Origin of the sequence: Rathayibacter sp. VKM Ac-2754 (assembly GCF_009807095.1) — a bacterium.
GTDB lineage: Bacteria > Actinomycetota > Actinomycetes > Actinomycetales > Microbacteriaceae > Rathayibacter.
Genome location: NZ_WUCC01000016.1, coordinates 17,805 through 40,342, shown reverse-complemented (window position 1 = coordinate 40,342; position 22,538 = coordinate 17,805). Strand labels below are relative to the sequence as shown.

Here is a 22,538-nt window from a genome sequence, read left to right as displayed (position 1 = left end):
GCCTTCACGAGCGCGCCCCCCACCCCGGCCGCGCGAAGCGCGCCGCCCTCTGCTGCCCGCCCCCGAGCACCTCTCTCCAGGGCGCGCTCCCGCCCCGCATCCAGACCCTCCCGATCCCCAGACCGACCTGGCCATCTGCGACGGCGGGCCGCCCGGACGCCGCGGTCGGGGCGGAGGGCAGCGGGCAGGTGGAGCGGCGCCTCCCGATCCCTTGTACGGTCGACGTCGAGGGTCCCGGACCCGACCCGCCCCGAGGAGATCCGCATGCAGCTCAGCACCGAGAAGATCGAGCCCGACATCGTCGTCGTCCGGCCCGTCGGGCGCCTCGATCTGACGAGCGTGCCCGAGTTCGAGGCCGTGGTCCTGCGGGCGATCTCCGACGGAGATCTGCGCGTCGTGGTCGACCTCGCCGGAGTCGACTTCCTCGACTCCTCCGGCCTCGGCGTGCTCGTCGCGTGCCTCAAGGAGGCACGGCGCGCGGGTGGAGACATCCGGGTCGCGTCGCCCGCCGAGCAGCCGGCCATGGTGCTCCGGCTGTCGAACCTCGATCGCCTGCTCGGCACGACCGAGAGCGTCGAGGACGCCTACCGTGTCTGAGCGCTCGCTGGTCATCCGCACCCCTCCCGATGACGGCGTGACCGCCGTGCACGACGCCCTGGCCGAGATCTGGGCGGAGTCGCCCGGCGTCGGCTCGTGGGACCGGATGGCCTTCGAGACCGCGCTCGCCGAGCTGACCTCGAACATCGTGCAGCACGCCCACTCGGCCCGGCACACCCTCTGCGTCATCGACATCACCGTCGACGAGCACGAGCTGCGGGCCGTGCTGAACGACTCCGCTCCCGCCGCCGGCGTCGATGTCAGCGAGCCCCGCGACATGCCCGACGAGTGGGCGGAGGCCGGTCGCGGCATCCCGTTCATCCAGGCGCTCGTGACGCGGTTCGAGTACGCCCGCGTCGACGGTCAGAACATCTGGACGATCATCCGCGAGAGGCCGCGGTCGTGACCGACGAGAGGGAGCGGGTCCGTCTCGCCGCCGTCGCCTCGCTCGACTTCTCGGGGTCCGGGCCGCAGGAGCGCTTCGATCGGATCACGCGGGTCGCGCGTCAGCTGCTCCGCGTGCCGTCGGCCGAGATCAACATCATCGAGGAGTCGACGCAGTTCACGAAGTCCCCCGAGCGGCCGGCGCAGACGAGTCGGATCGCTCGCGCCGACTCGATCTGCGACATCACCGTCCAGCAGCCGGAGCTGCTCGTCATCGAGGACGCCACTGCCGATGCGCGCTTCGCCGAGCGCGGAGCCGTGACCGGCGACACGCACCTCCGCTTCTACGCCGGACGCCCCCTGACGATCGGCGACAACCAGCGGGTCGGCACGATCTGCGTCTTCGACCGCGTCGCCCGCGACTTCTCCGAGGAGGAGCGGCAGGTCCTCGAGGAGCTCGGGCGGTGGGCCGAGCGCGAGCTGCGCGAGATCGCGTCGGCGAGCCGCGCCGCCGAGCTGCAGCGGCGCCTGCGCCCGCCCGCGCTGGTGGTGCACGACTGGAGCGTCGCGGGGTCGACGCTGCCGGCTCACGACGTAGCGGGCGACTACGCCTCCTGGCGCTCCTCCGACGGCCGTCTCGCGCTCGAGGTGGTGGATGTGATGGGCAAGGGCACCGGGGCGGCGATCATCGCCTCGGCCGTCCGCTCCGCGTTCCAGGCGCGACCGGAGGCGGCCCCGGGCGCCGCGGTCACCGCCGTCAACGCGCAGCTCCTCCAGGACCTCACCGCCACCGCCACCTTCGCGACCGCCTTCGTCGGCAGCGTCGACCCCGTCGACGGCGTGCTCACGTTCGTCGACGCGGGGCACGGACTCACCGTCCTCGTCCGTGCCGATGGAGCCGTCGAGCGCCTGAGCACCGCCGGACTCCCCCTGGGGATCGCGGAGGACGCCCAGTGGGAGGAGCACCAGCGGATCCTCTCCCCGGGCGACGCGCTGTTCTCGTGCAGCGACGGCGTGCTCGACCTCTACGACGGCTCGCTCAGCGCGCTCGATCACGTCGCCGACCTGGTCCGCAGCCTCGGCGACGACGAGCTCTTCGACCACCTCGCCGCCCTCGCTCTCAGCACGGGCGTCCAGGACGATGTGACAGCGTTGGTGCTGCGGCGCCGCTGACGGCGCCGCACCCCCCTGCACCTCGACGGAAGGACCTTCACCATGCCCGGAGCCCTCGTCCTCGCCGGAGGCGGCCTCGCCGGGATCGCGTGGGAGCTCGGTGTCGTCCGCGGCATCGCCGACGCGTCGCCCGAGACCGCGCGACTCCTCCTCGACCCCTCGACGACCTTCATCGGCACCTCCGCCGGTTCCGCCGTCGCCGCCCAGCTGAGCACCTCCGTCGGCCTCGACGAGTCGTACGAGGCGCAGCTGCGCGAGGAGTCGGCCGAGATCGGCGCCGACGTCGACTCCGTGGCTCTGCAGGCGCTCTTCGCCTCGGCGATCGAGGGCGCGACGTCTCCCGAGGACGCGCGGCGCCGCATCGGCACTCTGGCGCTCGAGACGGCGACCCTGCCCGAGGAGACCCGCCGCGACGTGATCGCCGCACGGGTCGCCGACGCCGACTGGCCGGAGCGCCGCCTCCTGATCACCGCCGTCGACACGGCGACCGGCGCGCTCGAGGTCTTCGACCGCTCGAGCGGCGTCGAGCTCGTCGACGCGATCTCGGCGAGCTGCGCGGTGCCAGGAGTGTGGCCGCCCGTCACGATCGGGGGCGTGCGCTACATGGACGGCGGCGTCCGCTCGGGCAGCAACGCCGATCTGGCGGCGGGCTCGGAGTGGGTCGTCGTCGTCACCCCGCTCCCTGGCGCGGGCGCACCCGGTGTCGGCACGCTCCCGACGTCCGAGCTCGAGGCCCTCGAGGGATCGCGCGTCGAGATCGTCTACGCCGATGAGGCGTCGGTCGCGGCCTTCGGCCCGAACTCGCTCGACCCGGCCGTCCGTGCGGCGTCCGCCGAGGCCGGCCGCGCCCAGGGAGCACGCATCGCCTCGAGGATCGCGGCGCTCGTCGGCGCCGTGGATCAGGCGCGCACGGCGTAGCGGAGGTAGACCGTCCCGTCGGCGAACCGGCGCTCCTCTCGCAGGTCGAGCGAGAGCTCCAGGCCGCGTGGGAGGAACGGAGTGCCGCCTCCGACCGTCACCGGCACCACGAACCAGCGCACCTCGTCCACGATCCCCGCGGCGAGGGCAGTCGCAGCGAGCGTGGCCCCTCCGATCGAGGTGTCGCGATCGCTCGCGCGCGCCCGTTCCGCCACCGTCACGGGATCGAAGGTCGTCTCGAGGGTCGTCCGCCGAGTGCGGACCTTCGCCAGCGTTCGCGAGTAGACGACCTTGTCCGATCCCTGCCACAGGCGCTGGTAATCCGCGATGAAGGCGAACTGCTTGGCCAGCTCGAAGCCCGTGTCCCAGACCCGCATGGTCTCGTACATGCGTCGTCCGAGGAGCATCGTGCCGACCGCCGCTTCGATCTCATTGATGAAGCGGTGCACCGCCGGTCGCGGTTCGGCCCAGCCGAATCCGCCCGCCTCGTCGACGGTGTAGCCGTCGAGCGATGCGAGAGCGCTGTAGACGAGCGCGCCCACGTCGGCCTCCTCCGCGGGAGGCTTCGGGTTCCGCCCACGCGGCGAGGCTAGACCTGAGAGCGCTCTCCTACAAGCACCCGGGAACGGGACGGCGGGGATGGACGGACGAGCGCCCTCCGGGGCCCTTCTCCCCCCGTTCCGCAGCGCGCGAGCTCGCGCCGAACGGCGGTTCTCCTACCCTCTCGTCGGCGGGGTCCTCGGCGCCCCTGACCGCGGGACCGCGTACGGTGGTGGGGTCGCAGAGCGCGGCCGTGGAGGGTTCCGGATGAAGATCAGTCAGCTGCGTCATTTCGTGGTGGTCGCCGAAGAGCTCCACTTCGTGCGCGCCGCCGAGAAGCTCGGCATCTCGCGGCAGAAGCTCGACTCCTCCGTCGAGGCCGTCGAGCTCGACGACGGCCGCGTCCTGTTCGAGCCCGGCGCCGCGGCCACCACCCTCACCGCCGCGGGCCGTCAGCGCCTCGCCTCCGCCCGCGAGGAGCTCGCCGCCCTCGGTGACGAGGAGGCGGCCGCCCCCAAGTCCGGCGGCAAGGCCAAGGCCTCCAAGGGCACCGGCCGCGCCCCGGTCGTCAAGGGCCAGCCCAAGCCCTACAAGCGCCGCCAGTCGCGCTGACGCGCCCCGCTCTCGACGCGCCGCCGAGCGGAGGGCTAATGTCGCGCAGTCGCTCACTTCGATGACCCCTCGGGCGACAGCTTCGGATGACGATGCGCGGTCCGCGGCCGACCCGGAGTGCGCGTCTCCACCGCCATCACATCGGGCGGGAGGCGATGACCGGCTGGAGTCCGGAGAGCCTCAGCGCCCACTCGCGGACGTCGGCGTCAATCCAGTCCAGGACGCGATGGTAATTTCTTCGATGAAGACCCCGGAAGGCCTCTGCGAGAGCATGTCTCCGGGGTTACTGCTTTCTCAGCGTAGGCAGCGCGTCCGACATCGCGCCGTCTCCTGAACGATCCGCGCCAGGCTTCGGCGATGCGGCTCCAGGCGGGCTTCTTGCTGCCGCGGTCGGGGCGCTCGACCCGAGCAAGGTGGGCCGGCGACATTGCGAGTGGGCCCTACCGGGCTCGAACCGATGACATCCACGGTGTAAACGTGGCGCTCTACCAACTGAGCTAAAGGCCCCCGCCGCGGCCGAGCCGCGAACGATCGCCTCGATCCTACGACACGGCCGCGCTCCGCCGACCCGGTCGGGGCGCGGCGCCCGGGGCCGTTCGGCCCGTCCCGGGAGACGTGCGGCGCCGCTACCCTCGGCTCATGTCCGACAGCAGTGGCGACGGCGCACGGGCCAGGCGCCGCGCCGAGAGCCGGTGGCCCGCCTCCGCCGCGATCGTCGTCGCCGTCGCGTTGAACGTCGTCGGGCACAACGACGGCACGTCGGTCGTCAGGCTCGTCGCCGCGGGGATCACCCTCGCTCTGCTGGTGCCCCTGTTCATCGTGAATCCACGTCGGCTCGACTCCGAGACGCGCTGGTCACGGGGAGTGTCGATCGCGCTCGCGGTGGTGCTGACGGTGGCCAACCAGGTGAACGTCGTCTCGGTGATCGGCGACCTGGTCGACGGATCGACCGACGGGCCGCTCCTCCTGCTCACCGCCCTGCAGGTCTGGGTGACGAACGTGGTCGCCTACGCACTGCTCTACTGGGAGATCGACCGGGGCGGGCCGGTCGCCCGCGGGACGCTCCCCCGCGCCGAGCTGCCGCCGGCCGACTTCGCGTTCCCGCAGGACACCTACCGGGACACGGTGGGTGACGTGTCGATCTCCTCCTCCGAGCGCGCCGACTGGCGGCCGGGCTTCGTCGACTACCTCTACGTCTCGACGACGAACACGATGGCGTTCAGCCCGACCGACACCATGCCGCTGTCGAGCCGCGTGAAGCTCCTGATGTCGCTCGAGGGATTCACCGGCTTCGTGCTGCTGGCCCTGGTCATCTCGCGCGCGGTCAACATCCTGAACTGACGTCGCGGGAGGCCGCTTCGGGACGCGACGATCGAGGCTCGCCGACGGGGCGACTCGCGCAGCGTGAGCCGGCGTCAGGCGTGCGCCGGCACCAGCGCGTCGATGGCGGCCCGGTAGGCGTCCATCGATCGCGCCTCGCCGGGAGCCGTGATGAAGGTGTCGCGGATGACGCCCGACTTGTCGATCAGGAAGGTGGCCCGCGTCGCGTAGCCCTTGCCCTCGAGGAACACGCCGTACTGCTTGGCGACGTCGCCGTGCGGCCAGAAGTCCGAGAGCAGCGTGAAGTCGTAGCCCTGCTTCTCGCCCCAGGCGCGCAGGGTCTGCTTCGAGTCGACCGAGATGCCGATCAGCTCGACCTCGGCGTGCTCGAACAGCGACAGGTTCTCGCGCAGCGCGCAGAACTCCCCCGTGCAGGTGCCCGAGAAGGCGAGGGGGAAGAAGACGAGGGCGACGTTGCGCCGCCCGTGGAAGTCGCCGAGCTGGATGCGCTCGCCGTACTGGTTCGCGAGTTCGAAATCGGGAGCCAGCGTGAGCTTCTCGAGAGCCATCGGTCCGAGGTCCTTCCGTGCGCACGAGAGTCGCGCGAGCACGAGGGGCAATGCTAGACCCGCTCCGGGCTTCCACCAAGGATCGGGAGGTTTCGGCCGCTGCGCGTGCCCGGCCTGGTGAAATCCCACAGACACCTGAGGGGTTCCGTCGTGGATCGTCACAGATGGTGGGAATCGATAGGCTGATCCAGGTGCCCGCGCCCGGCTCGTCATCCGAGTCCTCCAGCGCGCGGATCCGCACCGCTTCATGAGAGTGATGTCTCGGGCACGATCTGCCCCCAGAGAGAGGTCGAGGGTGACTGTTAACGATCAGGACCCGTATTCCGTCGGTCACGTGGACTCGGACCCCGAGGAAACGTCGGAGTGGAACGAGTCGCTCGACGCGCTCGTCGAGGAGCGGGGGGCCGGTCGCGGACGTGACGTCATGCTCAGCCTCCTCAAGCGCTCCAAAGAGCTGCACCTCGGCGTGCCGATGGTGCCGACCACGGACTACATCAACACGATCGCGGCCGAGAACGAGCCCGACTTCCCGGGCGACGAGGACGTCGAGCGCCGCTACCGCGCCTGGATCCGCTGGAACGCGGCCATCCTCGTGCACCGCGCGCAGCGTCCCGGCATCGGAGTCGGCGGCCACATCTCGACGTACGCGTCGAGCGCGTCGCTCTACGAGGTCGGCTTCAACCACTTCTTCCGCGGCCAGGACCACCCGGGCGGTGGCGACCAGATCTTCATCCAGGGCCACGCCTCCCCCGGTCCCTACGCGCGCGCCTTCCTCGAGGGACGCCTGAGCGAGCACCAGCTCGACGGCTTCCGCCAGGAGAAGTCGCACCAGGGCGGAGGGCTCTCGAGCTACCCGCACCCGCGCCTCATGCCCGAGTTCTGGCAGTTCCCGACCGTGTCGATGGGCCTCGGGCCGATCAACGCGATCTACCAGGCGCAGGCCAACAAGTACCTCACCAACCGCGGCATCAAGGACGCCTCCGACCAGCAGGTCTGGGCGTTCCTCGGCGACGGCGAGATGGACGAGGTCGAGTCGCGCGGTCAGCTCCAGGTGGCGGCGAACGACGGACTCGACAACCTCAACTTCATCGTCAACTGCAACCTCCAGCGCCTCGACGGACCCGTCCGCGGCAACGGCAAGATCGTCCAGGAGCTCGAGTCGTACTTCCGCGGCGCCGGCTGGAACGTCATCAAGCTCATCTGGGGCCGCGAGTGGGACGACCTGCTCGCCCGCGACACCGAGGGCGCTCTGCTCGACCTGATGAACAAGACGCCCGACGGCGACTTCCAGACCTACAAGACGGAGGACGGCGCCTACGTCCGCGAGAACTTCTTCGGTCGCGACCCGCGCGCGAAGAAGCTGGTCGAGGACATGACCGACGAGCAGATCTGGGGCCTGCGCCGAGGCGGTCACGACTACCGCAAGATCTACGCCGCCATGAAGGCCGCGACGGAGCACAAGGGCCAGCCGACCGTCATCCTCGCCCACACCATCAAGGGCTACGGTCTCGGCCGCAGCTTCGAGGGCCGCAACGCGACCCACCAGATGAAGAAGATGACGCTCGACAACCTGAAGGGCTTCCGCGACACCATGCGGATACCGATCACGGACGCCCAGCTCGAGGAGAACCCCTACCTCCCGCCGTACTTCCACCCCGGTCAGGGCGACGAGGCGATCGAGTACATGCAGGAGCGTCGTCGCGCGCTCGGCGGCTACGTCCCCGAGCGCCGCTCGAAGTACACGCGGCTCAGCCTGCCGGACGACTCCGCCTACGCGATCGGCAAGAAGGGCTCGGGTACGCAGGAGGTCGCCACCACCATGGCGTTCGTGCGCATCCTGAAGGACATCCTGCGCTCGAAGGACTTCGGCAACCGGGTCGTCCCGATCATCCCCGACGAGGCGCGCACGTTCGGGATGGACGCGTTCTTCCCGAACGCGAAGATCTACAACCCCCGCGGTCAGCACTACACCTCGGTCGACCGCGAGCTGCTGCTCGCGTACAAGGAGAGCCCCCAGGGGCAGATCCTGCACGTCGGCATCAACGAGGCCGGAGCGCTCGCGGCGTTCACCGCGATCGGCACCTCCTACTCGACGCAGGGCGAGCCGCTCATCCCGGTCTACGTCTTCTACTCGATGTTCGGGTTCCAGCGCACGGGCGACGCGATCTGGGCGGCGGGCGACATGATGTCGCGCGGCTTCATGATCGGCGCGACGGCCGGACGGACCACGCTCACCGGCGAGGGCCTCCAGCACGCGGACGGGCACTCCCCGATCCTCGCGGCGACCAACCCGGCCGTGGTCAGCTACGACCCGGCCTACGGCTACGAGATCGCGCACATCGTGCAGTCCGGTCTCGACCGCATGTACGGCGGGAAGCACGACGACCCCAACGTCATGTACTACATCGCCGTCTACAACGAGCCGATCGTGCAGCCGAAGGAGCCGGAGGACGTCGACGTCGAGGGCATCGTCCGCGGCATCCACCGCATCTCGTGGGGGCAGTGGGACGGCCCGAAGGCGCAGCTCCTCGCGTCCGGAGTCGCCGTGCCGTGGGCGATCGAGGCGCAGAAGCTCCTCGCCGAGGACTGGGGGGTGTCGGCCGACGTGTGGTCGGTCACCTCGTGGAACGAGCTGCGGCGCGACGGCATCAAGGCCGAGCACCACAACTTCCTCCACCCCGAGGACGAGGCGCAGGTGCCCTACGTGACCGAGAAGCTGGCCGACGCGAAGGGTCCCTTCGTCGCCGTCTCCGACTTCTCGCACCAGGTCCCCGACCAGCTGCGGCAGTTCATCCCGGGCGACTTCGCGACGCTCGGAGCGGACGACTTCGGCTTCTCGGACACCCGCGCGGCCGCACGCCGCTACTTCAAGATCGACGGTCCGTCGGTCGTGGTGCGCACGCTCCAGCTGCTCGCCAAGCGCGGCGAGGTCGACCCCTCGCTCGCGGTCCAGGCGATCGAGAAGTACCGTCTCCTCGACGTCAACGCCGGCACCACCGGCAACGCGGGCGGCGAGAGCTGACGGACGGGTCCGTGCTCTCCTCCGACGACGCATCGTCGGTCGCGCGAGATCTGCCCTCGGAGCGCTCGGCCCCCCGGCCGGGCGCTCCGAAGACCAAAGAGCAGACGCTCGCGTGGCTGCGCACGATCGCGGGCGAACTCGCGACGCAGACCATCAAGCGGCTCGAGGACACGCTGCCCTGGTACGGCAGCATGCCCCCGGGGCGCCGGTCCTCGGTCGGGCTCGTCGCCCAGGCCGGCATCACGTCGTTCATCTCGTGGTTCGACGACCCGTCGGCCACGGCGTGGATCGCGGCCGACGTGTTCGGCGCCGCGCCCCGCGAGCTGCTGCGCTCCGTCTCGCTGACCCAGACGCTCCAGCTCATCAAGGTCACCGTCGAGGTGGTCGAGGACCGTGTCAAGAACGGCGGAGTCGACCTCCGCGAGGCGATCCTGCTCTACTCCCGCGAGATCGCCTTCGCCGCGGCCGACGTCTACGCCCGAGCGGCCGAGGCGCGGGGCCTGTGGGACGCGCGGCTCGAGGCCCTCGTCGTCGACTCGATCCTCACGGGCGAGGCCGACGACGAGCTCCCGAGCCGGATCGCGGCCCTCGGCTGGCACGGTCACGGCGAGGTCGCCGTGCTCGTCGGCACGGCGCCCAAGATGCTCGACGTCGACCAGCTGCGCCGCACGGCCCGGCACATGGCCGCCGACGTGCTCATCGGCGTGCAGGGCAGCCGCCTCGTCCTGGTCATCGGCCGCGCCGAGCCGAGCGAGAGCGCCACGGAGGAGTCCGGCCCGCCGGTCGCCTTCCTCGAGATCGCGGAGGCCCTCGAGCCCGGCTTCGGGACGGGTCACCTCGTCCTCGGTCACGAGGTGCCCACCCTCGTCGAGGCCTCGCGGAGCGCTCGGGCCGCCCTCGCCGGCTTCGCGGTCGCCCGCTCCTGGCGCAACGCCCCTCGGCCCGTGAGCGCCGACGATCTGCTTCCCGAGCGCGCTCTCGCGGGCGATCCGCTCGCGCGCCAGAGCCTCATCACCCAGATCTACCGCCCGCTGCAGAAGCACTCGACCGAGCTGCTCACCACGCTGTGGGCCTACCTCGACAACGGCCGCTCCCTCGAGGCGACCGCGCGCGAGCTGTTCGTGCACCCGAACACCGTGCGCTACCGCCTCAAGCGCGTCGCCGAGGTGATCGGCTGGGACGCCACGGGTGCGCGCGAGGCGCTCATCCTGCAGTCGGCGCTCATCCTCGGCTCGATGAGCGATCCGGACGGCGCCGTCCGCCGCAGGCCGACCCGCAAGTAGCTCTTGTAGAACCGCCACAAGCTCTTTGTGGTTTGTCAGTACGTCAGAGCGCCGCACTCGGTGGCGCGGATCGGAAGACTGGACACTGTGATCGTCGTCGTCGCCCCGGGTCAGGGCTCCCAGACCCCCGGATTCCTCGCCCCCTGGCTGGCCGAGCCCTCGGTCGCCGAGCAGGTCGCCGCCCACTCGGAGGCGGTGGGCATCGATCTCGCGGCCCACGGCACCGAGTCGGACGCCGACACTCTCCGCGACACCGCGGTCGCCCAGCCCCTGATCGTCTCGGCCGGCCTGGTGACCCTGTCGGCTCTGCTCGACGGTGGACGCCGCGACCGCATCGCCGGGATCGCCGGCCACTCCGTCGGCGAGATCACGGCCGCCGCCGGAGCCGGAGTGCTGAGCGAGCCGGATGCCCTCGTGTTCGTCCGCGAGCGGGCCCGCGCGATGGCCGCCGCCGCAGCGACGACGCCGACCGCGATGAGCGCCGTCCTGGGTGGCGACGAGGAGGCGCTCCTCGCGCGCCTCGCCGAGCTCGGCCTCGAGCCCGCCAACTACAACGGGGGCGGCCAGATCGTCGTCGCCGGTGCGACCGACGCTCTGCTGGCCCTCAAGGACGAGCCCGTCCGCGGGACCCGGGTCGTCCCGCTGCAGGTCGCCGGAGCCTTCCACACCCGCTACATGGCGCCGGCGCGCGACGAGCTCGCCGCCGTCGCCGCGGGGATCACCCCGTCCGACCCCGACCTGCGCCTCTGGACGAACCGCGACGGCTCGGTCGTCACCTCGGGAGCGGCGTTCCTCGAGCTGCTCGTCGGACAGGTCGCCTCCCCCGTGCGCTGGGACCTCTGCATGGCGGCGTTCGCCGACGCGGGTGTCACCGGCCTGATCGAGCTCGCCCCGGCGGGAGCCCTGGTGGGCCTCGCCAAGCGCGGCCTCAAGGGCCTCCCGACCCTCGCGGTCAAGACGCCCGACGACCTCGACGCCGCCCGCGCCTTCATCGACGAGCACGCCGCCTAGCAGGAGAGACACATGACCAACCCCACCCTCACCCAGTCCAGCGGCACCGAGTTCACCCGGATCCTCGGCATCGGAGCGGCCCGAGGCGACCGCGTCGTGCCGAACGACGACCTGATCGGGCCGATCAACTCCTCCGACGAGTGGATCCGCCAGCGCACCGGCATCATCGAGCGTCGCCGCGCCTCCGCCGACGTCCAGGCCGTCGACCTCGCCACCGAGGCCTCGCTCGAGGCCATCGAGAAGGCGGGCATCCGCCCCGACCAGATCGGCGTCGTCCTCGTCTCGACGATCAGCAACACGGTGCAGACGCCGTCGCTGGCAGCCCTCCTCGCCGACCGCATCGGCGCGAACCCCGCGCCCGCCTACGACATCTCGGCCGCGTGCGCCGGCTACACCTACGGGATCGCCCAGGCCGACTCCTTCATCCGCTCCGGACTCGCCGAGTACGTGCTCGTCGTCGGCGCCGAGAAGCTGTCCGACCTCGTGAACCCGGCCGATCGCAGCATCTCCTTCCTCCTCGGCGACGGAGCCGGCGCCGCGGTCGTCGGGCCGAGCGACACCGCGGGCATCTCGAAGACGGTCTGGGGCTCCGACGGATCCAAGTGGGACACCGTCGGCATGGACAACCCCCTGCAGGCCTACCGCGAGGGGCGCGTCGAGTGGCCGACCCTCCGCCAGGACGGACCCTCCGTGTTCCGCTGGGCGGTCTGGGAGATGGCGAAGGTCGCGAAGCAGGCGCTGGCGGAGGCGGGCGTCGAGCCCGAGGACCTCGCCGCGTTCATCCCGCACCAGGCCAACATGCGGATCATCGACGAGTTCGCGAAGCAGCTGAAGCTCCCCGAGTCCGTCGCGATCGCCCGCGACATCGAGACGACGGGCAACACCTCCGCCGCCTCGATCCCGCTGGCCACCCACCGCCTGCTCGAGGAGCACCCCGAGCTCAGCGGCGGACTCGCCCTGCAGATCGGCTTCGGAGCCGGACTGGTCTTCGGCGCGCAGGTCGTGGTGCTCCCGTAGGGGGCGCAGGCCCACCCCTAAACTGACCTACGGTCACCTGACGACACGCTGCACCACACCCTCAAGGAGAGAACACCATGGCACTGTCCACCGAAGAAGTCCTCGCCGGCCTGGCCGAACTGGTCAATGACGAGACGGGCATCGCGACCGATTCCGTCGAGCTGGACAAGTCGTTCACCGACGACCTCGACATCGACTCGATCTCGATGATGACCATCGTCGTGAACGCCGAGGAGAAGTTCGACGTCAAGATCCCGGACGACGAGGTCAAGAACCTCAAGACGGTCGGCGACGCGGTCACCTTCATCGTCAACGCCTCCGCGTAGTCAGCGCTCCGCGCACCCCGTCCGCGCGGCGGACACCCCGGCCCGGGCGATCGCCCGGCCCGGGGTGCGCCCGGCACCCACCCGTCACGGAACAGAGAACGTCGTCATGACCAAGAAAATCGTCGTCACCGGCATCGGAGCCAGCACTCCGCTCGGAGGAACGGCCCGCGAATCGTGGACCGCCCTGCTCGCGGGCGAGTCGGGTGTGCGCACCATCGAGGCCGACTGGGTGTCGGAGCTCGACATCCCCGTCACCTTCGCCGGGCAGGCCAAGGTCCGCCCCGAGGAGGTGCTCTCCCGCCCCGAGGCGAAGCGCCTCGACCCCTCCAGCCAGTTCGCGCTGATCTCGGCGCGCGAGGCCTGGGCCGACTCCGGCATCACCGACGTCGACCCGCTGCGCGTCGGCGTCGACTACTCCACCGGCATCGGCGGACTCTGGACCCTCACCGACGCGTGGGACACCCTGCGCGAGCGCGGGCCGCGACGCGTCCTCCCCATGACCATCCCGATGCTCATGCCGAACGCCGCCGCCGCCGCGATCAGCATGGCCATCCCCTCCCGCGCCTACGCCCGCACCGACGTCTCGGCCTGCGCGTCGAGCACCGAGGCGATCGCCAACGCCTACGAGCACCTCCAGCGCGGCCTCGCCGACGTCGTCATCGCCGGCGGCACCGAGTCGGTCGTGCACCCGCTGCCCATCGCGGCCTTCGCGGCCATGCAGGCCCTGTCGCGACGCAATGACGACCCCGCCGCCGCCTCGCGCCCCTACGATGTCTCCCGCGACGGCTTCGTCCTCGGCGAAGGAGCGGCCACCCTCATCCTCGAGACCGAGGAGCACGCCCTCGCCCGCGGCGCCCGCATCTACGCCGAGCTCGCCGGCGGAGCGGTGACCAGCGACTCGTACCACATCACCGCCCCCGACCCCGAGGGCTCCGCCGCCGCCCGCGCCATGATCGAGGCCCTCGAGCAGGCCGGAGCCGCCCGCACCGACGTCACCCACGTCAACGCGCACGCGACCAGCACTCCCGTCGGCGACATCGCCGAGTACCGCGCCCTCGCCCGCGTCTTCGGCGACCACCTCCCGAACATCGCCGTCTCGGCCACCAAGGCCGCCACCGGCCACCTCCTCGGCGGCACCGGCGCCCTCGAGGCGATCTTCACGGTCCTCGCCCTCCACGAGCGCACCGCCCCGCCGACGATCAACCTCACCGAGCAGGACCCGCAGATCCCCCTCGACGTCGTGACGAGCCCCAGGGCGCTGGGCGACGGGCCGCAGGTGGCCCTGTCCAATTCGTTCGGATTCGGCGGACACAATGCTGTTGCCGCGTTCCGGTCGGTGTAACGGGGCGTAGCCCCGTCACACCGACCGGAACGCGGGCGACGCCGCTCCCTGCGCGGCGTCGGCGCGTCCGCTTCCGGGGTGGTCGCGGATCGCAGGGCCGGTGCGGTGCGGCGACGTCGATCCGCTGGGACGCGAATCGACGGATACGCCTCGGGGCGCGAGGGTGGTCTGCAGGCTCACGTCCTAAGGGCGCGAGCTTCGCCGCGCGTCTCCGCCCGGAGTGCTGGAGTCAGGAGCCCTTCTGCAGAGGCTCTCGTGCTGGATACGTCGTCAGCACGGCGAGCTGCACGCTGGTCACATCGCGGGCTGCGCCGCGTCACTCCCTCCGAAGTGGGCTCCGCCTCCCGCAGCGGACGACGGGGCATTCCTTCCCCGCTGATCGAGTAGCCCGCCCAGCGGGCGTGTCGAGATCCACCAGCATCAGAAGTCGAAGACAGAAGCCCGCACTGCTGACTCTGGTGGGTCTCGATACGCCGCCTCCGGCGGCTACTCGACCAGCAGACTCGCGGTCCCCCTCCTCCTCGGAAGAGACCTCCCGCGTGCGGGCCCCTCCCTCGCTGATCGAGTAGCCCGCGAAGCGGGCGTATCGAGATCCACGTCCGTCAGAAGGCCAGGATTCAACCTCGTCTGCTGACGCTGGTGGGTCTCGATACGCCCCTGCGGGGCTACTCGACCAGCATGGATGGCGGCGAGCCGGGCCGATTGAACGCTTACGTGGTCACGACCTAAAACCCGCAAGGTGGAGGCGTATCCAGCGAATCACCGTCGCCGAACGCAGGACGCTCTCTGAGTCGCGACCACCCCGCAGAGTCGACCGCGCTGCGCCGTGCGAGGAGCGGCGCAGGCACCGAGTGGGCTCAGCCCACTCGGTGCAGCCACACGACCGGCGCGAAGTCGCTGGCCGAGCGGAAGGGCTCGAGTTCGTCCTCCCAGGCCTGGCCGAGGGCGAGGCGGAGTTCGCGGTGCAGCTCGATGGGGTCGGCTCCGGCGATCTCCATGGCGGAGCGGATGCGGTCCTCCGGGATGACCGTGTTGCCGACGCTGTCGGTCTGGGCGTAGAAGATGCCGAGCGCGGGCGTGTGCATCCACCGTCCGCCGTCGGTGCCGGGGGCCGGCTCCTCCGTGACCTCGTAGCGGACGTCCTCCCAGCCCCTGAGGGCGGAGGCGATCGTCGCACCGGTTCCGACCGGGCCCTCCCACTCGAACTCGGCGCGCTGCGTGCCGCGGAGCACCGGCTGCTCGATCCACGAGAAGTTCACGGGTCGACCGAGAGCGCGACCCGCTCCCCATTCGAGATGGGGGCAGAGCGCGCGGGGGGCGGAGTGCACGAAGAGCACACCCCGAGTCTGTAGCGCCACCATGCTGTCCTCCGTCCGTCCCGGTGCGTCTTCCCCAACGACCCGGACCACGAAACGACGAGTGGTGCATTCTTCGATTAGACGGTGGACGAGCCACCACGTCAGATTATGCAACAGGGTCTCCGCGCCGACAAGACGGCTCGCCGCGCCTGCCGACCGTGAGCCCGGATCCCCTGCCTATACTCGGGATCGTCCGTCCCTCCCTCTGATCCGACAGGAGCTCCGTGTCGGTCCGCGACGGTCTGCTGGCTCTCCTCACCCTCGGGCCCGCCTACGGTCTCCAGCTGCACGCCGAGCTGCTCGATCGTGCTGCGCACCGGCGCCGCGTGAATGTGGGGCAGATCTACTCGACGCTCGATCGCCTCCGCGAGCGCGGGCTCGTGACGGGTGCCGGCTCCACGGAGGACGGGCTGCCGCTGCACGCCCTGACCGAGGACGGCCGGGCGCAGGCGATCGCCTGGCTGACCGGAGAGGGCGCCTCGCCCTCCGAGGACTGGGACGACGTGCTCGACCGCATCCTGCTGGCCTCGAGCCTCGAAGGGGCCGACCTCGACGCGGTCCTCGACGCCTACGGCAGCACCCCTCCCGACGAGGCCGATCTGCTCGACGAGCACCCTCAGCGGCGCCTCGCCGCGCGTGCGGCACTGGTGCGCGACGGCGCCCTGCGCAGCCTCCTCGAGGCCGCTCGAGAGGAGCTCTCGAAGGGCGATGCGGCCTCGGGAGTGCGCGGCTTCGCCCTCGAGCGCCCGCGTCGCGGTCGGCGGGCGGCCACCCGGGACGAGACAGGGACTGGTGCCGTCGCCTAGGCTGGATCGCATGTCTCGCTCCCCCCTCGGCGTCCGCGCGCCCTCGCGCGCGCGCCGGCGCCTCCTGGCGGCGGGTGCGGGCACCGTCCTCGTCCTCTGCACCGCCCTGGCCTCACCTCTCACCGCGTCGGCTGCCTACGACCCCTCCGACTACCCCTCGTGGTCCGACGTCGAGGCAGCGAAGTCGAGCGAGTCCGCCACCGCCGCCGAGGTCGACCGCATCACCTCCTTCCTCGCCGATCTCCGCGATCAGGCCGCTGCGCTGACCGACGCCGCCATCACCAGGGCCTCCGAGGCCGATGCCGCGCAGAGCGCGCTCGACGAGGCGACGCAGCGGGTGACCGCCCTCGAGGAGCGCGCCGACGCCGCTCGCGCCGACGCCGACGACGCCAAGGAGCAGGCGGGCCGGCTCGCGGCCCAGCTGTACCGCAACGGCGGCACCGACGCGACACTCAACCTCCTCATCGGCGGGCAGGAGTCGGACGCTCTGCTCTACCGCCTCGGCACGATGAGCCAGCTCACCCTGCAGACCAGCCGTCTGCAGACCGAGGCGGAGTCGACCGAGAACCAGGCCGGCGCTCTCGCCACCCAGGCCGAGCAGGCCCGTACCGAGCGGGCGTCGCTCGCCTCGGCCGCCGAGGACGCGCTCGAGACCGCGCAGGCCGCCCAGGCGGACGCCGACGCCAAGGTCGCCGAGCAGGAGCAGTACAGCGCTCAGCTCTACGAGCAGCTCGCGTCGCTCAAGAACACGACCGCCGCGCTCGAGGAGGAGTACTCGACCGGTCAGCAGGCCAAGGCCGACTTCGAGGAGCAGGAGCGCCAGTCCCGGCTCGCCGCCGAGGAGGAGGCGCGCCGCCAGCAGGCAGCGAATGCTCCCGCCGCCCCCGCGCCCGTCGCGGCTCCCGCCGCCCCCTCCTCCGGAGGAGGACCCCTGCAGCTCGGCAACGACGACCCGACCGGAGCGCGGAACAGCTCGGCCCAGACCATCGCCGCTCTCAGCACCTACGCGGGTCGCACCGACGGCATGTCCCCCTCGCAGGCGCAGGCCTACGCCCGCTCCGTGATGGGCAACCACGGCTGGGGCCAGGACCAGATGGACTCCTGCCTCGTCCCGCTCTGGAACGGCGAGTCGGGATGGCGCTGGAACGCGCTGAACCGCTCCTCCGGCGCCTACGGGATCCCGCAGGCCCTGCCCGCCAGCAAGATGGCCACCTACGGTTCCGACTACCAGACCAACGCGGCGACCCAGATCGACTGGGGTCTCGCGTACATCGCGGACGTCTACGGCTCGCCGTGCACCGCCTGGTCGAAGTGGAACTCGCGCTCGCCGCACTGGTACTGATCCGCTGACCCGTCCCGCGGGTCATCCGGACGCGGGCCGCCTACTTCGCCTGATCGTACGAGTCGACCACGGCGACGGTGATCGGGAAGTCGACCTCCGAGTCGCCGAACAGAGCCCGGCCGGCGCGCACCGCCGAGTCGCGGAGGATCGCCGCGACGCGGTCGGCCGCCTCCGCCGGCGCGTGCACGATGACCTCGTCGTGCAGGAAGTACACGAGGTGCGCGTCGCCCTGGCGCAGCCGCGCCCGCAGCTCGCCCATCCAGCAGAGCGCCCACTCGGCCGCCGTGCCCTGCACGACGAAGTTGCGGGTGAACCGGCCCCACTCGCGGGCCCGCTGGCCGCTGCGCGCATCGGGAGCGTCGGAGTCGAGAGCCGCACCCGGAGGCGAGCTGCGGCCGAGCCAGGTCGACACCGGCTCCCCCCGCTCCCCCGCCCGCGCCGCCGCCTCGACGTGGGCGACCGAGCGCGGGTACGCCCGGGCGAGTCGTGGGAGCAGTCGCCCCGCCTCCCCGCTCGTCGCCCCGTACATCGCGCCGAGCATCGCGACCTTGGCCCGCGCCCGATCGGGGACGACCCCGGCGTCGACGATGCCCTGGTAGAGGTCGCGCCCGCGGCCGGCCGCCGCCATCGCGGAGTCGCCGGACATCGCCGCGAGGATGCGCGGCTCGAGCTGCGCGGCGTCGGCGACGACCAGCTTCCAGCCGGGATCGGCGACCACCGCGGCGCGGATCTGGCGCGGCAGCTGCAGCGCGCCTCCGCCGGAGGTCGCCCAGCGGCCGGTGACCACGCCGCCGACCACGTACTCGGGGCGGAACCGCCCGCCGTGCACCCAGGAGTCCAACCAGGCCCAGCCGTTCGCCGTCAGCAGGCGCGAGAGCTTCTTGTACTCGAGCAGCGGCGCGATCACCGGGTGCTCGAGCGACTGCAGCTCCCAGGAGCGGGTCGACTCGACGGCGAGCCCGCCGCGTCGGAGCGCCCGGATCAGGTCGGCCGGCGAATCGGGGTTCAGCTCGGGAGCCGCGAGCTCGGCGCGGATGCGGTTCGCCAGCGCCTCGAGCCGTTCGGGACGGCCGCCGAAGTGCGGCCTGGGCCCGAGCGCCTCGGTGAGCACCCGGTCGTGGACGTCGGCGCTCCAGGGCAGACCGGCGGCGGCGATCTCGCGCGCGATGAGGGCGCCGACCGACTCGGCCGCGAGCAGGAGGCGCAGCCGGCCGGCTCCCGTCGCCCGCGAGAGCGCCGCCTCCTGGCGGGCGAGCTCCTCGAGGGGATCGAGCTCCCCCTCCTCGCCCGATGCCTCCTCGAAGCCGAGCAGGGTGTCGCCCGCGGCGGGGACGGCGGCGCCACCGTCCCACGCGTCGCCGGGCGACCGCGCGAGCTCAGATCCGGCGGTGGCGACCGAACGGCGGAGGATCGCCCGCGACAGCCGCAGGTCGTGGCAGCGCGCGACGCTCACGCCGGCCTCGAGCAGGGCGGGGTACCAGCGTGCGGTGTCGTCCCACACCCAGCGCGGCCTCTCGGCCTCGCGAGCGCGCACGAGCGACGCGAGCTCGAGGGGACCCCGCCCCGTGGCCACCGTCTCTCCGGAGTCGGCCGAGAGCACCGTCCACTCCCCCGTGGGGCCGCCGGCGAGTGCGAGGAGCATCCGATCATTCTCCCCCGCCGAGCGCGCCCGCACCCCGGCCGCCGCGATCACCGTGCCGTCGTCGTCGACGGCGGATAGCCCGGGAAGGGCTTCTCCTGCGCGGTGAGCGGCTGCCGCTTCCAGAGCGCGTCGGCGATCGCCTCCATCGACGGCGAGTAGCCGACGAGCTCGCGCCGGCTCGGATCGGCCGACCAGGTGACCGCCCTGAACCAGGTCTCGCGGTACGGGCCCGTCTCGATCCTGCGGACGAGACCGATCCGGCCCGTGCGCATCGCGTCGACCATGACCCACTCGTCGGGCCCGCTGCTGCGCAGCATCTGGAGGGGACTCCACTCGATCATCGCGCCTCCTGCCCGGTCGATCCGCGGCCGTGGCGAGCACGGGCGCCGCGGCGTACACTCGCAGACTATCGAACAGATGTTCGAACGACCAACCGTCACGGCGGGTCGTGCAGAGGCGAACGGAGGCCGTCGATGGCGGTGATCGACGAGACCGCGGTGGTCTCCACCGACGACGACGGCGTGCCGATCGCGCTCGAGTGGAGGGGCGGCCGGTACCGCGTCACGGACCGGCCCACGGTGTGGACCTGCACGAGCGACTGGTGGGCGCCGCTCGAGGGCTACCCGCCGACCTTCGGAGGGGCGCCGGTCAGCATCGGCGGCTGGCGCTTCCAGGCCACCGACCTCGAGACCGGAGGCGCCTTCGTCCTCGACGTCATCGCGTCGACGGATCCGTGCTGGAGCGTCGTGCGCGCCTACCAGTGAGCGGGAGGAGTGCGGTGACGATGGATGCCGGCCGCTCAGCGGACCGGGTCAGTGCATCGGACCGAGGTCGCGCAGCCGGCCGGGGCCGCCTGCCGCGCCGGGCCTACCTGTCGGACCAGGGAGCCTTCGTCATGGCGATCAGGGCGGCGACGCCGGAGACGATGCCGGCACCGGCGATGGCGGCCACGACGAGCCAGAGGACGAGTTCCATACGACGAGTCTACCGAGCCCGTCGAGCCCTCATTCCATACCCCGGCTCTGCAATAGCGTGGGAGGAATGACCGACGCCCCCACTCGCGCCAGCGTCGGACTGCGCTCCGAACGCGGTCCGATCCTCCTCGCCCTGATGATCTCGACCGCGCTGGTCGCGCTGGACGCCACCATCCTCGCGACCGCCGTGCCCTCGATCGTGGCGGACCTCGGGGGCTTCGAGCAGTTCCCCTGGCTGTTCTCGGTCTACCTGCTCGCCCAGGCCGTCTCGGTCCCGCTCTACGGCAAGCTCGCGGACGTCGTCGGGCGCAAGCCGATCATGCTCATCGGGATCGGCCTGTTCCTGCTCGGGTCGCTCCTATGCGGTCTCGCCTGGAGCATGCCCGCGCTGATCGCGTTCCGCGCTCTCCAGGGCCTCGGAGCCGGAGCGATCCAGCCGATGGGCATCACGATCGCAGGGGACATCTACACGGTCGCCGAGCGCGCCAAGACCCAGGGCTACCTGGCGAGCGTCTGGGGCATCTCCTCCGTCGTCGGCCCGACCCTCGGCGGCGTGCTCTCCGACCTCGGCGCCTGGCGCGGGATCTTCCTCGTCAACATCCCGCTCTGCCTGCTCGCGGCGTTCCTGCTCGTCCGCAACTTCCGCGAGACGACCCGCGGCGAGCGTCAGCCGATCGATCTTCCGGGTGCCGCCGTCCTCGCGATCGGCACGGCCCTGCTGATCCTCGGGCTGCTCGAGGGAGGCAGCGCCTGGCCGTGGCTATCCCCCGCCGGCATCGGCGTCTTCGTGCTCTCGGCGCTCGCGTTCGCGGCGTTCGTCGCCATCGAGCGGCGGGCGGCGGCCCCGGTCCTGCCGCTCTGGGTGCTCACGCGGCGGGTCCTGATCTCGACGAGCCTCGTGTCGGTCACCGTCGGTGCGATCACGCTCGGCGTCACGTCCTACTTCCCGACCTTCGCCCAGGGCGTCCTCGGCAGCTCGGCGCTCGGCGCGGGATTCGCGGTCGCTGCGATGACGCTGGGCTGGCCCGTCGCCGCGAGTCTCTCCGGCAGGCTCTACCTCCGGATCGGGTTCCGCACCACGGGATTCATCGGCGCGACGCTGGTGGTGATCGGAACGGGGCTGACCATCCTGCTCGGGCAGTCCTCGTCGCTGTGGGAGATCGCGGGCTTCTGCGTGATCATCGGCGCGGGGATGGGCCTCGTCGCGACTCCGACGCTCATCCGCGCGCAGGCGAGCGTCGAGTGGAACGAGCGCGGCGTCGTCTCGTCGACCAACTTCTTCGCCCGCAACATCGGCAGTGCGGTCGCGGTCGCCGTCTTCGGCGCGATCGTCAACGCCGCCACCGGAGACGGCACTCCCGCTGCAGCCGATCTCGCGGCGGGCACCCGATCGGTCTGCATCGCCCTGACCGTCCTCGCGCTGAGAATGCTCGCCGCGGTATGGGCCATGCCGAAGGAGGAGCGGCCGGTCGCCTAGCCGCGCCGCGACGCCGCGAGGGCGCGCAGCCGCTCGATCCGGTTCCGGCGCACCAGGTGCGTCCAGCGCAGCACCGGCGCCCCGAGCCCGCGGTGGGTCCGCAGAGTGTGCAGTGCCCGATCCAGGCGCCGGAGCATGTCGACCGGCGCCCCGAAGGGCCGGGCCGAGATGCCGACCACCAGGTGCCGGTCGAGCACGATCCGGTGCCGCAGACCGAGGTGCACGCTGATCTCGACATCGTCGTGGACGTACGGGTCGTGGCGGTGCATCTCGCCTGCGATCTCCTCCCACGCCGAGCGGCGGATCGCGCAGTTCGAGCCGAACAGCGGCCAGTTGGCCAGGGCCGAGCCCATCAGGGCGAAGTACGCGTCCATGTAGACCAGGCGGGCCGCGGTCCGCGCCACCGGTCCGAGCTCGACGAAGCGACCCGGGCCGGTCACCGCGCCCACCGCGGGATCGGCGAAGTGCCCGGCGAGGCGCGCGATCCAGTCGGGTCCCGGCTGCGAGTCGGCGTCGAGCCGGGCGAGCACCGCCCCGCGGGCGACGTCGAAGCCGTGCGCCGTGCTCGCCGGGATCCCCGCGCCGTCGTGCACCACCACCCGGGCACCGGCCGCGCGAGCGACCTCGGCGCTGTCGTCGGTGCTGCAGTCGTCGACGACGACGACCTCGAAGGGGGCGAGCGTCTGCTCGCTTAGGAGGGCGAGCAGTCGCTCGAGATGCCGGGCGTCATCCTTGACGGGGACGACGACCGAGATGCGCCGGTGGTCCATCCCCCCAGTCAACGCGATCAGGGGTCCCGCGGAGGATCCGCCACGCGGTCCGACC

22 protein-coding genes and 1 tRNA gene are annotated in these 22,538 nt (G+C 71.7%); 16 read left to right on the top strand and 7 right to left on the bottom strand.

The genetic code is table 11. The annotated features are described in order from the left end of the window. The first annotated feature begins 264 nt into the window (after window positions 1-264). The 4 genes from GRS92_RS18095 to GRS92_RS18080 are packed head-to-tail and all read left to right on the top strand — an operon-like array spanning window position 265 to window position 3,072. Window positions 265-597, top strand: coding sequence for an STAS domain-containing protein (locus tag GRS92_RS18095; RefSeq protein WP_159859523.1), 333 nt, complete (start codon window positions 265-267; stop codon window positions 595-597). Next, window positions 590-1,003, top strand: coding sequence for an ATP-binding protein (locus tag GRS92_RS18090; protein ID WP_159859520.1), 414 nt, complete (start codon window positions 590-592; stop codon window positions 1,001-1,003). The genes GRS92_RS18095 and GRS92_RS18090 overlap by 8 nt, the downstream gene beginning before the upstream one ends. Beyond that, a complete protein-coding gene (locus GRS92_RS18085) occupies window positions 1,000-2,154 on the top strand; it encodes a PP2C family protein-serine/threonine phosphatase (protein WP_159859517.1) in 1,155 nt (384 codons plus the stop codon). The genes GRS92_RS18090 and GRS92_RS18085 overlap by 4 nt, the downstream gene beginning before the upstream one ends. A gap of 42 nt (window positions 2,155-2,196) precedes the next feature. After that, window positions 2,197-3,072, top strand: coding sequence for a patatin-like phospholipase family protein (locus GRS92_RS18080; RefSeq protein WP_159859514.1), 876 nt, complete (start codon window positions 2,197-2,199; stop codon window positions 3,070-3,072). Here the strand turns inward: GRS92_RS18080 and GRS92_RS18075 are convergent. Beyond that, window positions 3,054-3,614 carry a dihydrofolate reductase family protein gene (locus tag GRS92_RS18075; protein ID WP_159859511.1) on the bottom strand — a complete coding sequence of 187 codons (561 nt, stop codon included), beginning with the start codon at window positions 3,612-3,614 and terminating at the stop codon, window positions 3,054-3,056. The genes GRS92_RS18080 and GRS92_RS18075 overlap by 19 nt on opposite strands. Window positions 3,615-3,879: 265 nt before the next feature. Between GRS92_RS18075 and GRS92_RS18070 the strand changes: the two genes are divergently transcribed. Then, window positions 3,880-4,224, top strand: a complete 345-nt coding sequence (locus GRS92_RS18070) for a LysR family transcriptional regulator (protein WP_159859508.1) — start codon at window positions 3,880-3,882, stop codon at window positions 4,222-4,224. Window positions 4,225-4,658: 434 nt separating this feature from the next. On the opposite strand, the gene GRS92_RS18065 is transcribed toward GRS92_RS18070, so the two are convergent. Further along, window positions 4,659-4,731: transfer RNA gene (locus GRS92_RS18065), tRNA-Val, on the bottom strand. A 132-nt stretch (window positions 4,732-4,863) separates the two neighbouring features. Here GRS92_RS18065 and GRS92_RS18060 point away from each other — a divergent pair. Beyond that, on the top strand, window positions 4,864-5,565 hold the full coding sequence (locus tag GRS92_RS18060) for a hypothetical protein (protein ID WP_159859505.1): 702 nt from the start codon (window positions 4,864-4,866) through the stop codon (window positions 5,563-5,565). 74 nt (window positions 5,566-5,639) lie between these two features. On the opposite strand, the gene GRS92_RS18055 is transcribed toward GRS92_RS18060, so the two are convergent. Further along, window positions 5,640-6,113 carry a peroxiredoxin gene (locus GRS92_RS18055; protein WP_159859502.1) on the bottom strand — a complete coding sequence of 158 codons (474 nt, stop codon included), beginning with the start codon at window positions 6,111-6,113 and terminating at the stop codon, window positions 5,640-5,642. Between the two features lie 295 nt (window positions 6,114-6,408). On the opposite strand from GRS92_RS18055, the gene aceE reads away from it, so the two are divergent. From aceE to GRS92_RS18025, 6 genes are all read left to right on the top strand, one after another. Further along, complete coding sequence (gene aceE, locus GRS92_RS18050; protein ID WP_159859499.1) at window positions 6,409-9,135, top strand: pyruvate dehydrogenase (acetyl-transferring), homodimeric type; 2,727 nt, start codon at window positions 6,409-6,411, stop codon at window positions 9,133-9,135. A gap of 50 nt (window positions 9,136-9,185) precedes the next feature. Further along, window positions 9,186-10,418 carry a PucR family transcriptional regulator gene (locus GRS92_RS18045; protein ID WP_159859529.1) on the top strand — a complete coding sequence of 411 codons (1,233 nt, stop codon included), beginning with the start codon at window positions 9,186-9,188 and terminating at the stop codon, window positions 10,416-10,418. Between the two features lie 87 nt (window positions 10,419-10,505). Further along, window positions 10,506-11,429 carry an ACP S-malonyltransferase gene (locus GRS92_RS18040; protein ID WP_159859496.1) on the top strand — a complete coding sequence of 308 codons (924 nt, stop codon included), beginning with the start codon at window positions 10,506-10,508 and terminating at the stop codon, window positions 11,427-11,429. Between the two features lie 12 nt (window positions 11,430-11,441). Continuing rightward, window positions 11,442-12,446, top strand: a complete 1,005-nt coding sequence (locus GRS92_RS18035; RefSeq protein ID WP_159859493.1) for a beta-ketoacyl-ACP synthase III — start codon at window positions 11,442-11,444, stop codon at window positions 12,444-12,446. A gap of 77 nt (window positions 12,447-12,523) precedes the next feature. After that, entirely contained in the window at window positions 12,524-12,772 is a 249-nt protein-coding gene (locus GRS92_RS18030) for an acyl carrier protein (RefSeq protein WP_159859490.1), read from the top strand. A gap of 106 nt (window positions 12,773-12,878) precedes the next feature. Continuing rightward, entirely contained in the window at window positions 12,879-14,114 is a 1,236-nt protein-coding gene (locus GRS92_RS18025) for a beta-ketoacyl-[acyl-carrier-protein] synthase family protein (protein WP_159859487.1), read from the top strand. Window positions 14,115-14,971: 857 nt separating this feature from the next. On the opposite strand, the gene GRS92_RS18020 is transcribed toward GRS92_RS18025, so the two are convergent. Beyond that, window positions 14,972-15,475: a DUF3145 domain-containing protein gene (locus GRS92_RS18020; RefSeq protein WP_159859484.1), complete on the bottom strand. Its 504-nt coding sequence runs from the start codon at window positions 15,473-15,475 to the stop codon at window positions 14,972-14,974. Window positions 15,476-15,696: 221 nt separating this feature from the next. Between GRS92_RS18020 and GRS92_RS18015 the strand changes: the two genes are divergently transcribed. Both GRS92_RS18015 and GRS92_RS18010 read left to right on the top strand, forming a co-directional pair. Beyond that, window positions 15,697-16,278, top strand: coding sequence for a PadR family transcriptional regulator (locus GRS92_RS18015; RefSeq protein WP_159859481.1), 582 nt, complete (start codon window positions 15,697-15,699; stop codon window positions 16,276-16,278). Between the two features lie 10 nt (window positions 16,279-16,288). After that, complete coding sequence (locus GRS92_RS18010) at window positions 16,289-17,620, top strand: coiled-coil domain-containing protein (protein ID WP_159859478.1); 1,332 nt, start codon at window positions 16,289-16,291, stop codon at window positions 17,618-17,620. Between the two features lie 40 nt (window positions 17,621-17,660). On the opposite strand, the gene GRS92_RS18005 is transcribed toward GRS92_RS18010, so the two are convergent. Both GRS92_RS18005 and GRS92_RS18000 read right to left on the bottom strand, forming a co-directional pair. Then, window positions 17,661-19,262: a bifunctional 3'-5' exonuclease/DNA polymerase gene (locus GRS92_RS18005; RefSeq protein ID WP_159859475.1), complete on the bottom strand. Its 1,602-nt coding sequence runs from the start codon at window positions 19,260-19,262 to the stop codon at window positions 17,661-17,663. 47 nt (window positions 19,263-19,309) lie between these two features. After that, window positions 19,310-19,603, bottom strand: coding sequence for a hypothetical protein (locus tag GRS92_RS18000; protein ID WP_159859472.1), 294 nt, complete (start codon window positions 19,601-19,603; stop codon window positions 19,310-19,312). 132 nt (window positions 19,604-19,735) lie between these two features. On the opposite strand from GRS92_RS18000, the gene GRS92_RS17995 reads away from it, so the two are divergent. Together GRS92_RS17995 and GRS92_RS17990 are read left to right on the top strand one after the other, a co-directional pair. Continuing rightward, window positions 19,736-20,026 carry a hypothetical protein gene (locus GRS92_RS17995; protein WP_159859469.1) on the top strand — a complete coding sequence of 97 codons (291 nt, stop codon included), beginning with the start codon at window positions 19,736-19,738 and terminating at the stop codon, window positions 20,024-20,026. A 277-nt stretch (window positions 20,027-20,303) separates the two neighbouring features. Continuing rightward, window positions 20,304-21,713, top strand: a complete 1,410-nt coding sequence (locus GRS92_RS17990; RefSeq protein ID WP_159859466.1) for an MDR family MFS transporter — start codon at window positions 20,304-20,306, stop codon at window positions 21,711-21,713. Here GRS92_RS17990 and GRS92_RS17985 read toward each other — a convergent pair. Next, window positions 21,710-22,483: a glycosyltransferase gene (locus GRS92_RS17985; RefSeq protein WP_159859463.1), complete on the bottom strand. Its 774-nt coding sequence runs from the start codon at window positions 22,481-22,483 to the stop codon at window positions 21,710-21,712. The genes GRS92_RS17990 and GRS92_RS17985 overlap by 4 nt on opposite strands. Window positions 22,484-22,538 lie beyond the last annotated feature (55 nt).